Consider the following 14,284-nt stretch of genomic DNA (forward strand, 5'->3'; position numbering starts at 1 on the left):
ATTGAACCGCCCTGCATCAAACCGACAATTAACCTTCGGAAGAAGATACAAAATTCTTCAAACTGTCGATAATTGTGCACGGCCCCATTGGCCGGGACGCCGACTAGGAACCATTCTCTGGTAAATCCAATCTGAAGGCTCGCGACTAGAGACCCTTCTATTGCAATACGCTAAAAGACCGGAAACTGTGCGCGGACGAGGAGTAGTCGAATCGCCGCCCGGAATGACCAGTCAGAATTTTGATCACCTCAAAGAGATCGATCCACCTTTGGCTGTTCTGGCATCCCACGCCGAGAGTTACTTCGTCGACGATGCCAACACCGCGTTGATCAAGACCCGGCAATTCGCGGAGCGCTTGACGCGGGTCATCGCGGAGAACACGGGTGCCGACGTCTCCGCTGAAGACACTCTCTCCGACATGCTTCGCAGCATCCGGCGAGATGACCTTGTGCCGCGCGAGATCCTGGACATCCTCCACCGGTTGCGCATCGACGGCAATGACGCAGTCCATGGACACGATGGCGAGCGCCGCATCGCCTTCGAAGCGTTGAAGCTCTGCCACCGTCTTGGCGTATGGCTCCGCGCATCCACGACACGTCAACCTCGACTGACCATACCGTTCGTGCCGCCTAGGCTAGCAGAGAACGACGCGAGCGATCTCAAAGCGCAGGTGTCGGCACTCAGGTCAGAATTGAAGGAACGGTCAGCAGAAGTAGCTCGCCTCGCAGATGAGGCAGAAAATGCGAGAAGCGCCGCACTGAATGCGGAGGACAGGGCCCGACTCGCCGAGGAAGAGCGCGCGATCTACGAGGAATTGGCCGAGAACGCTGAAAGGCGGGCTGTAAGCCCAGTCGAGCGCGCGGCGGCAAAGACATTTATCAAAGCCGCCTTCGCCTCGGCAAAGGACATGGACTTCGACGAAGCGGACACCCGACTCCTAGTGGACGAACAGCTCCGCCAATCGGGGTGGGATGTCGACAGTGCAACGCTGCGCCACTCCAAGGGAACCAGGCCGGAAAGGAACCGGAACATGGCCATTGCCGAATGGCCGACATCCTCGGGACCTGCAGACTACGCGCTTTTCACCGGTCGGACACTGGTCGGCGTCGTGGAGGCGAAGCGCAAACGCAAGAACGTGATGTCGGCGCTTGACGCTCAGGCGACGCGATACTCTCGCGATATTGAACCGGACGATAGCTTTGACATTGCAGGAGGCCCGTGGGGCCAGCACAAGGCGCCCTTCATCTTCGCTACGAACGGCCGAAGCTACTATCCGGCCATGGCAACGCAGAGCGGGATCTGGTTCCGCGACACGCGCGACGAAACGAATGCCTCTCGCGCCCTGGAAGGGTGGTTCACTCCCAAGGGTCTCATCGAAAGGCTCGAGGTCGATCGTCGAGCCGCGGAAAAGGAATTGGACGACAAACCGTTCAATTTCGGCTTCGACCTGCGCCCCTATCAGAAGAACGCGATCAAAGCTGTCGAGAAAGGTGTTTCCGAAGGTCAGCGGGAAATGCTCATCGCGATGGCCACCGGCACCGGTAAGACGAAGCTGGCGATAGCCATGATCTACCGTCTCCTGGAAGCCAAGCGCTTCCTGCGGGTCTGCTTCGTGGTGGACCGTAGCGCCCTCGGTGAGCAAGCCGAAAGCGCCTTTGAGACCACCCGAATGGTGGGCGCAAAAACCTTCGCTGAGATCTTCGGGCTCCGGGGGCTCGACGCCCAGGAAATCGACCGAGACGCCAAGATACACATCTGCACCGTGCAGAGCCTTGTGAAGCGCGTGCTCGAGCGCGAACCTGGAGAGAGGCCCCCGGTTGACCAATATGACCTGATCCTGATTGACGAATGCCACAGGGGCTATTTACTCGACCGTGAGATGAGCGAGGCCGAGACGACGTTTCGCGATCAGAACGACTACGTGTCGAAGTATCGCCGCGTGGTCGAGTATTTCGACTCAGTGAAGGTGGGTCTTACGGCAACCCCGGCGCTGCACACTGCACAGATCTTTGGTGATCCGATCTACCGGTACAGCTACAGGGAGGCAGTGATCGACGGCTGGTTGATCGATCATGATCCACCGCACCTGATCAAGACAGCGCTCAGCGAGGCAGGCATCACGATCGAGGCGGGCGAAACCATCGACGTGCTCGACCCCCGCACCGGCGAGATCGACACCGCCACGCTCCCGGATCAACTGGACTTCACGGTCGAGCACTTCAATCGACGCGTCCGGGCACCGAAGTTCAACCAGGTCGTAGCCGCAGAGATTGCGCGCCGGATCGACATCATGTCGCCCGATGCCGGCAAGACGCTGGTCTTCGCCACGTCCGACGATCACGCCGATGAGGTCGTTCAGTATCTGCGCCAGGCCTACCGGGACGAGGGTCTGGAGATCCGAGAAGACATGATCCAGAAGATCACCGGCTCGGTCGACAAGCCGGGCCAGCTGATCCTAAAATACAAGAACGAGGCCGACCCCAGGATCGCTGTGACGGTCGATCTGCTGACCACGGGCATCGACGTCCCCGCGATCACCAATCTGGTGTTTCTCCGCCGGGTAAATTCCCGGATCCTTTATGACCAGATGATCGGCCGGGCGACCCGCAAATGCGACGAGATCGGCAAGGAGGCCTTCCAGATCTACGATGCGGTGGATCTCTACCCGAACCTCCAGGCCATGACCGAGATGCGCCCGGTCGTGGTCGATCCGAAGGTGTCCTTCGAAACCCTTTTCGACGGTTTCGAGAACGCTGGCGACGCCTCCCACCAGGAGGAAATCCTCGACCAGATCATCGTGAAGCTGTCTCGCAAGGTCAGAAAGATGAATGCCGAGATCCGGGAGCAATACACAGCCCAGGCCGGTGAGACGCCCGAACAGACGCTGGAGCGCTTCCGCGGCGGCCCCGCGCCCGAAGTCCGTCAATGGACCCAGTCTCGCCCGGGGCTGGGCAAGTTCTTCGACTTCAAGGGTGACCGAGGTGCCCCGCCGATCATCCCGATCTACACCGGCGATGACACCGTCACCGGCGTCACGCGCGGTTACGGCGAGGGCGTCCGCCCCGCCGACTTCATCGATGCCTTCGAGACATTCGTCCGCAACAATGCCAACAAGATCGACGCCCTGAACCTCGTCGTCACGCGCCCCCGCGACCTGACCCGCGAGAGCCTGCGTGATCTCCGCCTGGCCCTCGATGCACGCCACTTCACCGAAAGCGCCCTGCGCACCGCTTGGCGGGATCGCACGAACGAGGACATCGCCGCCTCCATCATCGGTTTCATCCGCCAGGCCGCCCTGGGCGACCCACTGGTCCCCTATGCCGATCGCGTCGATGCGGCCATCAGGAAGGTTGCATCGGCTCACGATCTCGACGACGTTCAGCGACGCTGGCTCGATCGGATCGGAGACGAGATGAAGAGTCAGGTTGTCATCGATCGACAGGCCTTCGATGACCCGCCCTTCGCGCAGCAGGGTGGCTACAGACGCCTCAACAAGATCTTCGGGGGTGAGCTCGACGCCATCCTCGAAGAGATAAGAACCGAGACATGGGAGCCCGCCGCATGAGCGCCACGCAGGACATCGTCGCCAAGCTCTGGAAACTCTGTGACGTCCTCCGCGACGACGGGGTGACTTACTCCGAATATGTCACCGAGCTGACCTTTCTTCTCTTCCTCAAGATGATGGCCGAGACCGGGCAGGAGCGCCGCATCCCCGCGGAATACCGATGGGACACACTCGCAAGGCGGGAGGGGCTCGACCAGCTCTCCCACTACAAGCACCTTCTAACCTCCCTGGGTGACCCAGAGGAAAAAGACTCCGACGGCAAGCCCAAGGCCGCCAAGGATCCGCTCGTCCTTGCGATCTTCGAGAATGCCCAGACCCGCCTCCGCAAGCCCGCCAACCTGAAAAGCCTCACCACCGCCATCGACGACCTCGACTGGTTCGATGCGCGCGAGGAGGGCCTTGGCGACCTCTACGAGGGCCTCCTCCAGAAGAACGCCGAGGACAAGAAATCCGGCGCCGGCCAGTATTTCACGCCGCGCCCGCTGATCGACAGCATCATCCGCCTGACCAAGCCCCAGCTGGGCGAGCGCATCCAGGACCCGGCGGCCGGCACCGGCGGCTTCATCGTCGCCGCGCATCGGCGCATCTACGAGGAGAACAACGAGCTCTACGGCCTGCCCGACGGCGCGGCCGAGAAGCAGATTCGCGACTGCTACACCCTCTCGGAGCTGGTCCCGGATACGCACCGCCTCTGCCTCATGAACATCATGCTCCACGGCATCGAGGGCGACGCGCAGTCCATGGACACGTTGACCGACGAGGGCGCCCACCTGCCCAAGGCCGACCTCATCCTCTCCAACCCGCCCTTCGGCACCAAGAAGGGCGGCGGGCGGCCGCAACGGGGCGACTTCTCGACCACCGCCGGCACCTCGAACAAGCAGCTGGCTTTCGTCGAGCACATCATCCGCGGCCTCGCCCCGGGGGGGCGTGCCGCAGTGGTCGTGCCCGATAACGTGCTTTTCGAGGACGGCACAGGCCGCGCCTTGCGTCAGATGCTGATGAACTGGTGCGACCTGCACACCATCCTGCGCCTGCCCACAGGCATTTTCTATGCCCAGGGGGTCAAGACCAACGTCATCTTCTTCACCCGCAATGCAGACCGCAGTGAGAGCGGCGGGACAGAGGTCGTCTGGGTCTACGACATGCGCTCAGGCGCGCCCTCCTACGGCAAGACGCGGCCCCTGCGGGCCGAGGACTTCGCGGAGTTCGAGGCAGCCTTCGGGGACGATCCCCATGGCCGCGCCGAGCGGCAGGACCAGTGCGAGGAATGCCGGTTCCGCCGCTTCACTCGCGAGGACATCGCCGCGCGCGGGGACAACCTCGACATCTCCTGGCTGCGCGATGGCGAGGAAGAGGCCGAGGACGGCCTGACCGACCCAGACGACATCACGGCAGCCATCCTCGGCCACCTGCGCGAAGCCACGCGCGAGATCGAGGCGCTGGTGCTGGAACTGGACGGCGAAGAAGAGGACCCGACCCCGGCGGCAGTGGCAGCGGAATGAGCTTTTTGGAAAATGTAGCCGATCTCGTTCAACGCTCGGAGTCGGACCTTGTGAAAAAGGCCGAGATATGGCCGCGCGTTCCAATAGGTGATTTCGTCGAGGTATTGAACGGATTTCCCTTCAAGTCTGGGCAGTTCAGCGATGCCGATGGAGCACCCATCATCCGTATCCGTGATGTGACTGCCGGACATACCAAGACCTACTATCGAGGTGAGATTCCAGAGGGATATTGGGTCCGCGAAGGTGATCTGGTCGTTGGCATGGACGGTGATTTCAATTCGCGGGTATGGCAGTCATCAGCAGGGCTGCTGAACCAGCGTGTCTGCAAACTTTCTCCCAACCCCGCGGTGATGGAGGTGCAGTTCCTCGCCCAAATTTTGCCGGGTTACCTCCGCTTGATCAACGAAGCTACCCCGTCCGTCACCGTGAAACACCTCTCGTCGAAGACGCTCAAGGAAACCCCGGTCCCTGTCCCCCCACTCCCCGAGCAGCGGCGGATCGTGGCGAAGCTGGACCGGCTCTCGGAGCGCTCGGCCGCCGCGCGCGACCACCTCGCCCGCACCATCAAACTCGCCACCCGCGCCAAGCAGGCAGCCCTCCAGGCTGCGTTCCAGGGGCGTCTGACCGAGAAATGGCGGGCCAGGCACCTGGACAGGGAAGCCGCGACAGACCTCGTCACGCGCACGCCGGAGCCAGAGCAAAGCCGGGGCGGCCGCGGGGCCACCACCGATGTCGTCGAGGGCGTTGGCGGCATCGCCGTGAACGATCCCGGCACGTCGCTGCCAGATGGCTGGGCATGGGTCAGCCTTCGGCGCCTCGCCCGCCAGGAAACCGGACATACTCCGAGCCGAAGGCACCCTGAGTGGTGGGGCGGTGATGTTCCATGGATCGGCATCAAGGACGCCAACATTCACCACGGGCGGATCATTCACGAGACCCTTCAGACGACCAACGAAGACGGGCTTGCGAACTCCTCAGCGCGGCTCCTGCCAGAAGGCACCGTGTGCCTCTCGAGAACGGCCTCGGTCGGTTACGTCACCATGATGGGGCGCCCCATGGCCACCAGCCAGGACTTCGCAACCTGGACCTGTTCCGAGGCGCTTGATCCAGCGTATCTCATGTATGCCCTCATGTCGGAGGGCGAAGACATCCGGCGCTTCGGCGAAGGCTCGACGCATACCACGATCTATTTCCCCGAGATCCGCGCCTTCCACATCAAGCTGGCGCCACTGGAGGAGCAGAAGGAGATCGTCAGAAAGGTCCGCACGGCCTTCGCCCGCATCGACCGGATGACCGTGGACGCCAGCCGCGCCGCCCATCTCCTCGACCGGCTCGACGAGCGCCTGCTGGCCAAGGCCATCCGCGGAGAGCTCGTCCCCCAAAACCCCGACGACGAACCCGCCGAAGCCCTCCTCACCCGCATCCGCGAAGCCCGCGCCGCCGCCCCGAAGGCGAAGCGGGGAAGAAGAAAGGCCAGATGACATGAACAAGAGATTCAGCGAAGCTCTCGCCCCTCTAGCCGCTCGCATGCCGAGGGCCGTGAAGGACATAGAAATCCTGCGGGTAGCAGCCCAGCTCGATGGCGAGAACTATGAGGCGGCGATGGACAGCGCTCGGCGCGAGGTGCTCGGTTGGGCCAAGAACCGCGCAGGCGGTCCACTTCCCCCCGAGGCCTGGCAACTTCAGGAGTTCGATCTCCCGCGCGGCGGCAGGAACAGCTCTGCTGTGCGCATTTCGAATGACGAGATGGACCTCTGGGCGCTCCGTGCAGAGGATCCGGATCGAAACGTGGCTGACCGAGCAGGCAAGTTGCGCTGCCCTTCTCCTCGACCGCCTCGAGAAGTGGCGTCGGACTTGGGCCTTCCGCAGTGATCTCGTTACCCAGGGCCTCAAGGACGAAACCGCCGAAACCGGGCTGAAAGAAGCCATGATGGAAGTGGCCTCACCTGACAACAATTTACAACAATACAATCGCTCCAACATGAGCCGAAGAACGCAGATTTGCTCCTCGGAGGTCAGATTGGGATCGGATTCAGAACGCCGCTACTTTGACAACGTTGTCCGGCCTCGCGGCCTCGCCCCGCAGGAAGGATGCCCAAGCCGTCATCATGTCGCGCCGCCGGTCAAGCATGTCGCTGCGCTGATAGGCGCGCTCCACCTCTGAGCCAATGAAGTGGGCAAGCGCGATTTCGGCCATGTCGCGGGGATAGCCCCGTTCCGCCGCCCATTGCCGGAAAGATGAGCGCAACCCGTGTGGCACGGCGGGGCGTTTGCTTGCCGGGTCGAGATACCCCTCATTGCCCTGCTTCTCCTGGGCGGCCTGCATTCGGCGCATGACGGCGGAAATACTCATATCCGACAGCACCCCGCCACGCGGGGCAAAGAAGACATTAGGTGAGCCGTTTAGGCGCGGCAGCGACGCCAGTAGGGCAACCGCCTCTGGCGTTAGCGGCACTCTATGTGGCCTCCCGTTCTTCATGCGCGATGCCGAGATGGTCCAGACTGCGCGTGTAGCGGATGTAGCAGGAGTAGCAGAGGTCCCGGTGTCAATTTCGTCCCAGGTCATGCCGCGAACCTCACCAGACCGTGCGGCGGTCAGTGCCAGAAACTCGAGCGCACGCGCGGCCATGCCGTCACGCTGGCCAAGATCGACCCACCAGCGCGACACGTCGGCAAGCGCGAGTGCCGGTTGATTGTTGCCCTTTGCAACCTTCGCTGGCTTGGGCAGGATCTCTGACAGGTTGCCCTTCCAGCGGGCCGGATTGTCGCCAGAGCGATGCCCCGCAACGGTCGCCCATGAAAGAACGCTTTCAATTCGGCCGCGAAGGCGTGACGCGGTTTCAGTCTTTTCCATCCAAATGGGGTCCAGGACACGCAGCACGTCTTGAACCATGATTTCCGAAACGAGCTTTTGCCCCAGTACCGGAGCGGCGTAGGTGTCGAGTGTCGAGCGCCATTGCTTCCGGTGTTTTTCGTTTCTGAACTCTGACAGCTTCGCGGAAAGGCACTTGTCCACGGCGTCCGAGAACGTCATGCCCTCACGGGCCTTGCGCTTGTCAGCGAGTGGGTCACCCCCAAGCATGGCCTTGCCCCGGTTTTCCAACGCCTGCTTGCGCGCTGCAGCCAGCGACACTGCGGGCGGGCTTCCCAGACCGATTTCACACCTTTTGCCGCGGATAGTGATGCGCTGCACCCATTGCTTCGCGCCGTTCTTCGCGACGCGCAGCATCAACCCCTGCCCATCAAAGTATTTCCCGGGTTTCGTTACTATATCCACGAATCGTGCTGATAGCGGCCGTGTCGGTCTTCTACAACTCTCTTGCACCATCTCATCCCCCATATTATCCCCCACCTTGACGTGGAATACGTAAGACTATGCCGGAACTCCCTGCACTATAGAAGGTATTGAATGCCTATACTACAAAGACATATAGGGTATCTCCAGGAATCAATCGGACATGTCAATGGCGGCCTGTCTCTCCGCCACCCAGGGTTCAATGCTGCCCATCCCGAAATATTTTCCTCCCCCACTGAAGTGTTCCACCTCAATGCTTGCGGCAGTGGTGGGCCACGATGACCCGGAGGGACTCGGAACGAAGCTTCGGCAGTTTGATCTGCATGTGACAATGGCGCTCTACGACCGCGTTCTGGGCAGCGACGTGACATGCCGCGCACCGTTTTCGAGGACTGCATGACCTTCGGGTCGGTCGCGCCACGCCGGTTCCAGTCGGCTCGTTTGGCGACGTTCCTGCTTTGCACTGCCAGTGACGTTTCTACCCGGTTTCAACAGATGGAATGATGCGATTTCCTGATATTGTGCGACCCGCGGAGATTGCGGCCGCACCTCGGATCAGGCCGCAGGTCGTCAGCGTATGAAAGGGAACAGCTCACGGATCGCGGCGTCTTGCGCCGGTGACAGATAGTCGGGGTGGTGCGAGGTCAGGATCTCGCGGGCGCGGTCGCGCGCCACCGACCAGGCGTCGGGCGATCCCTTGTCGGTCCAGGTGACCGGCGCTTCGCGATCGGCGAGGCTGGGGTAGAAATAGTCGCGCTCCATCGCCGCATAGGTATGCTGCGCGCCCAGGAAGTGCCCGTCGCCCAGCACGGATTGGCAAATGGCCTCGAAGCCGAGGTTCTCCTCGGTGACCTCGATCCCGCGCAGGGCGCGGTAGGTCGCCGAGTGCATCTCGTCATCCAGCACGAAGGCCTCGAAGCTGGCGCCCAGAAGCGAGGCCGTCATGCCCGACGATTCGTAGATCAGATTGCCGCCCGCCAGCGCGGCCGCCAGCGAGGTGATGCCCTTTTCCGCCCCGTATTGCGCGTCGATCGCCTTGGCATCGGTCATCGAGGCGGCCACGCCGGATGGCAGGCCAAGCCAGTTCGAAAGCTGCGCCGAGGCCGCGTTCATCACCGCGATCTCGCCGCCCCCGCCGGCAAAGGATCCGGTGCGCAGGTCGACCACCAGCGGCCAGTTGGAGAACACCATGGGAAAACCGGGCGAAATGACGTTGACCATCACCAGGCTGGCAAGGGTTTCGGCCAGCGACTGCGCCAGGAACCCCGCCAGCGTCGCCGGGGCCGTCGCCCCTGATTGCGCGGCTGTGATGCAGGACATGGGCATGTTGTGCGCGATGCAGGCATAGACCACCTCCACCGCGTCCTCACCGAAGCGCATGGGAGAGATCACCGGGCTGATATGGGCCTTGACGAAGGGGCGGCGGGCGAAGCCCCCCTCGCCGCCTGCAACGATGTCGAACATCCGCACGATCGGCGCAACGTGATCGGCCAGGGTAAAGGCGGTGGCCACCGGCTTGGTGGTGTTGCGCATCAGCGCGTAGGCGGTGTTCACGTCCAACTCGAAACTGTCGGCCACGTCCGTGGCGATGCAGCACCGGGTGAACCAGCTGACATTGACCAACGCGTCCTGAAGCCGGGTGAAATCATGCAGGTCCCGCAAGGTCGAAGGCCGGTAGGCGCCGCTGTCGATATCCAGGGTCTGCACCGCCGCGCCGCCGGTCCCGAAATACACCCGTTCGCCGCCGACCTCGATCGAGCGCGCGGGGTCGCGGCCATGCAGGACAAAGCTCTTGGCGGCCCGGGCGATCATCTCTTCGGTCATCGCGCGCGGAAACAACAGGCGCCCGGCGCCGGTGTCCACCGCACCGGCCGCAAGCAGATCGCGGGCCAAGCGGTCGGGCACCTCGCCCATGCCGAGTTCGGACAGGAGCCGCAGAGCGGTGTTGTAGATCGCGGCAAGGTCATGGTCGCTCAGGGGGCGGTAGCTGCCGCCGCGCTGTCCCGGGGCGGCCGGATTGAAGACCGGCTTTGCCGCGCGTTGCGCCAGCCGGTCCCGGCGTCCCTTACGCTTGTTGGTCGCCGGTGCAGCTTTCATCGTCGTCAGTCTCCTGCGGACCGGGCCTCGGGCGAAGGCCATGCGCGGCACTTCCCCGGGGCCGGAACAAGGGGTCCTTGTGATGAATACGCCAAAACGCCGAATTTGTGTTTGGGAATCTGACACTCTGCCGGCAAGTATCCGGAGGACGGCGAAACACCGGAGAGGATTGCCATGAAAACCCACACCAAGGTCGCCGTCATCGGCGGGGGTATCGCCGGATGTTCCACCCTCTACCACCTCACCCGGGAAGGCTGGAGCGATGTCGTCCTGATCGAGCGGGACGAGCTGACCTCGGGCACGACCTGGCATTCCGCCGCGCAGGTCACGAATTTCGGCATGAACCAGACGATGGTCGGGCTCAAGTCGCACTCCATCGCACTCTACAAGACGCTGCGCGATGACCCGGACTATCCGGTCGGCTACCACCACGGGGACGGCGGCATCCGGCTGGCCAATACCGAGGCGCAGATGCAGGGCTATCGCCATTTCGCCTCGATGGCCCGCGGCATGGGGGTGACCTTCGAGGTGATCGACGCCGCGGAATGCGCCCGGCGGCATCCGCTTATATCGACCGAAAACCTGCTGGGCGGGCTCTGGGATGGCGAGGACGGGGATATCGACCCCGCGCAGCTCTGCCAGGCGCTGGCGTTTCACGCGCGCCGGGCGGGCGCCGAGATATACCGCCACACGCCGGTGACGGCCCTCACCCAGCGCGCCGACGACACCTGGACGGTCCACACCGACAAGGGCGAGATCGACGCCGATATCGTGGTGAACGCCTGCGGTTACCGGGTGAACGAGCTGGGCGCGATGATGGGTGTTCATCACCCCGTCGCGTCGATGGAGCACCAGTATTTCGTGACCGAGGACATCCCGGCCATCGCGGCGGCCGGCCACCGCATGCCGCTGTTGCGCTGCCCGATCTCGGACTACTATGCGCGCCAGGAAAAGGGCGGCCTGCTGGTCGGCTTCTACGAACAGGCCTGCAGGACCTGGGGCCTGGACGGGATCAGCCCGGATTTCAGCAACGACCTGTGCCCCGATGACCTGGACCGCGTGATGGACGTGCTGGAGGGCGCGTTCGAGCGGATGCCGGTGCTGGCCGAGGTCGGCATCAAGCGGGTGGTGAACGGCCCGATCACCTATACCATCGACGGCGCGCCGCTGGTCGGGCCGATCCCGGGCAGGCGCAACGCGTTCTGCATCATCGGCCTGCGCGCCGGCCTTGGCGAGGGCGGCGGGCATGGCTGGCTCCTGGCGCAGCAGATCGTGCACGGAGAGGCCTGCCATGACACCTGGGCCATCGATCCGCGCCGGTTCACGGGCCATGCGAATGTGGAACTGACCGCGCTCAAGGCCATCGAGGATTACCGGAACGAGTTCCGGTTCCACTTCCCGCACGAACACCGCCCCGCCGGCCGACCCGCCAAGACCACACCGCTCACGCCGCTTCTGGCCGCCGAGGGGGCGGAGTTCACCGTGGTGAACGGCTGGGAGCGGGTGGACTACATCAAGCCCGACCCGGATTTTCACCCGACCTTGGGCTTCGATTTCGACGAGACTTTCGGCGTCGTGGCGGCCGAGGTGCGCAACCTGTCCAAAGGCGTGGGCCTGTGCGAGGTCAACGGCTTCAACCGCATCGAGATCACCGGCACGGACCGCCATGCCTTCCTGAACCGGATGATCTGCGGCGCGGTGACGAGACGCGATGGGCGCGTCGGGTTGGGCTATCTGCTGAACCCTCACGGCATGGTCAAATCCGAGGCAACCGTCGCCAACCTGCCCGCCTCGGACCGTGGGCCGGCACGGGTCTGGTACGGATCCGCCGCGGCCAGCGAATATCACGACATGGACTGGCTGCGCCAACACCTGCGCGCCGACGAGGATGTGCGGATCCGCAGCCTGACCAACGACCAGACCAGTCTTGTTCTGGCTGGCCCGAGGGCGCGCGACGTGCTGTCGGCCTGCGCGCGCGGCGACTGGAGCCGGGAGGCGTTTCCCTGGCTGTCGGTGCGCGAGGCCTATGTCGGCTTTGCGCCGGCCACGATTCTGGGCGTCAGCTTCTCCGGCGAGTTGGCCTATGAGATCCACATCCCCAACGCGTCGCTTCATGCGGCTTACCTGGCGTTGCGCGAGGCCGGTGCGGCACATGGGCTGAAGCTCTTCGGGGCACGCGCGGTCGAGTCGATGCGCCTGGAGATGGGGTTTCTGCACTGGAAGGCCGACCTGCTGACCGAGTTCGACCCGTTCGAGACCGGGCTGGACCGGTTCGTGAAGCTGGACAAGGGGGATTTCCTCGGCCAATCCGCGCTGGTCCGGCGCCACGCAGAGGGGCCGCGCAAGAAGCTGGTGACGCTCCGGATCGACAGCAAGACCGCACCGGCCCATGGCGGAGCGTCCCTGATGCGGAACGGCAAGGTCGTGGGCACCGTCACTTCGGGTGCCTGGGGCCACCGCGTCGCCATGAACCTGGCCTACGCTTTCGTGGAACCTGGCCTGTCGGCGCAGGGCAGCACCATGATGCTGGATCTGTGCGGCAACATGGTCGGCGCCGAGGTGATCGCGCCCGCCCCCTACGATCCCGAATTCGCGCGCATGCGGAGTTGAGGCGGCGAGGTGTGCGGAGCAGCGCGGTGGGTCGAAGTCGGGCTTGACCGACAGAGCTCGAACGCACGGAAATAGTCGCGTTTTGACAATGTGGCGATCGCACCGCCCGGATTTTTTCGGCAGCGATTGGAAGCTGGAAATCAAAGCCTCCGAATGCGGGCGAGCGTCGTGGAGCTGCAAGCACTACCGGATAGAGCGCCACCTCGAGACCGAACAGCAGCCGCATGCCGCCTGGTCGCGGGATATGGAGGCCCCGCGATTGAGCATACCATCGCGTCGCTTCCGGTCAGGTCGAAGACGGCGTAGCCGTCCGGGCTTCAGCGTTCCGATCGTGTTGTTACAGATGGAAGTCGACAGAGTGCTCGGCATCCGACCCCATCACGTCGATCTTGCCAAGCGGCGAGGCGTCCAGGATGCCCGCGGCCGCCGTTGATGATGATGTGGTATCGCTTGCCAGGTGTCGGCGTGCGCCACGCCGGCGTCCAGCCGGATTGCCCGCACAGCCCCTGGCAAAACAGCCTGAGCGCGGAATAGCGGCTCATGATCGCGCGTCCATAGCCAACGCGTAGGCCGCGAATTCGGCGATGATGTCCGGTTGCGCGTCCTGGCCGGTGAACCCCCTGAGAAACCCCTCCAGGCGCCCCATCCGAAGCTCCATCGGTTCGCGCACTTCGAGCGCGTGATAGCCCAGCTGCATGAAATAGAGGATGCGGGCGCGGGTATCCGCATCCGACTTTTCATATCCGTAGCGAACGAACATCGCCTGCGCCGCCTCCAGCCGCGCCGCATCCGCCCTGTCGATCCGCAGACGCAGGGACCCATCGCGCCGCGCCCATTCGCGCACCGCGAAATCGAGCCCCTGGTCGAACAGCGCGGGGTCGATGAAGCAGCGAAAGAAATTGCAGACCGCCGCGTTGATGCAGTCGGCGGGCCGGGCACAGTATTCGACGATGGTGCGCGTGTTGCGCGCCTCCCATTCGTCGAGCAGGGCATCGAGAAGATCCGCCCGATCCTTGAAATACCAGTAGAAGCTCGACCGGGACACGGCCAACCGGTTGCTCAGGCCGAGTATCTTGAGCTCTCCCACCCCCTCATGCACCAAAACGTCGCGCGCAAGGTTCAACCAGTCTTCGCGGGTGACTTTGACATTGCCGGTCAAGGGCTCCTTGTCCGGATCCTCGCGGTTCAGAAGCGGAGTGCCGCGTGTGCTCATCG

General features: G+C 63.5%; 8 protein-coding genes. 5 read left to right on the forward strand and 3 right to left on the reverse strand.

Annotated features, from left to right (window positions below):
• The first annotated feature begins 223 nt into the window (after positions 1 to 223).
• Genes hsdR through BMX57_RS00195 form a run of 4 tightly spaced genes read left to right on the forward strand, consistent with a single transcriptional unit; the run spans position 224 to position 6,939 of the window.
• On the forward strand, positions 224 to 3,565 hold the full coding sequence (gene hsdR / locus BMX57_RS00180; protein ID WP_092361341.1) for a type I restriction-modification system endonuclease: 3,342 nt from the start codon (positions 224 to 226) through the stop codon (positions 3,563 to 3,565).
• The gene (locus BMX57_RS00185) at positions 3,562 to 5,067 is read left to right on the forward strand and encodes a class I SAM-dependent DNA methyltransferase (protein WP_092362171.1); all 1,506 of its coding nucleotides are present in this window, start codon (positions 3,562 to 3,564) and stop codon (positions 5,065 to 5,067) included. The genes hsdR and BMX57_RS00185 overlap by 4 nt, the downstream gene beginning before the upstream one ends.
• Positions 5,064 to 6,548, forward strand: coding sequence for a restriction endonuclease subunit S (locus BMX57_RS00190; protein WP_092361342.1), 1,485 nt, complete (start codon positions 5,064 to 5,066; stop codon positions 6,546 to 6,548). The genes BMX57_RS00185 and BMX57_RS00190 overlap by 4 nt, the downstream gene beginning before the upstream one ends.
• A 1-nt stretch (position 6,549) precedes the next feature.
• Positions 6,550 to 6,939: a hypothetical protein gene (locus BMX57_RS00195; RefSeq protein WP_092361344.1), complete on the forward strand. Its 390-nt coding sequence runs from the start codon at positions 6,550 to 6,552 to the stop codon at positions 6,937 to 6,939.
• Positions 6,940 to 7,099: 160 nt separating this feature from the next.
• On the opposite strand, the gene BMX57_RS00200 is transcribed toward BMX57_RS00195, so the two are convergent.
• Together BMX57_RS00200 and BMX57_RS00210 are read right to left on the reverse strand one after the other, a co-directional pair.
• Positions 7,100 to 8,344: a tyrosine-type recombinase/integrase gene (locus BMX57_RS00200; RefSeq protein ID WP_373283061.1), complete on the reverse strand. Its 1,245-nt coding sequence runs from the start codon at positions 8,342 to 8,344 to the stop codon at positions 7,100 to 7,102.
• 588 nt (positions 8,345 to 8,932) lie between these two features.
• Positions 8,933 to 10,459, reverse strand: coding sequence for a trimethylamine methyltransferase family protein (locus BMX57_RS00210; RefSeq protein WP_092361350.1), 1,527 nt, complete (start codon positions 10,457 to 10,459; stop codon positions 8,933 to 8,935).
• 174 nt (positions 10,460 to 10,633) lie between these two features.
• Here BMX57_RS00210 and BMX57_RS00215 point away from each other — a divergent pair, with 174 nt between their 5' ends.
• Positions 10,634 to 13,069: a GcvT family protein gene (locus BMX57_RS00215; protein ID WP_092361352.1), complete on the forward strand. Its 2,436-nt coding sequence runs from the start codon at positions 10,634 to 10,636 to the stop codon at positions 13,067 to 13,069.
• Positions 13,070 to 13,607: 538 nt separating this feature from the next.
• Here BMX57_RS00215 and BMX57_RS00220 read toward each other — a convergent pair.
• On the reverse strand, positions 13,608 to 14,282 hold the full coding sequence (locus tag BMX57_RS00220; RefSeq protein WP_092361354.1) for a TetR/AcrR family transcriptional regulator: 675 nt from the start codon (positions 14,280 to 14,282) through the stop codon (positions 13,608 to 13,610).
• Between the last annotated feature and the right edge of the window lie 2 nt (positions 14,283 to 14,284).

This window comes from Cribrihabitans marinus, assembly GCF_900109035.1.
Lineage (GTDB): Bacteria > Pseudomonadota > Alphaproteobacteria > Rhodobacterales > Rhodobacteraceae > Cribrihabitans > Cribrihabitans marinus.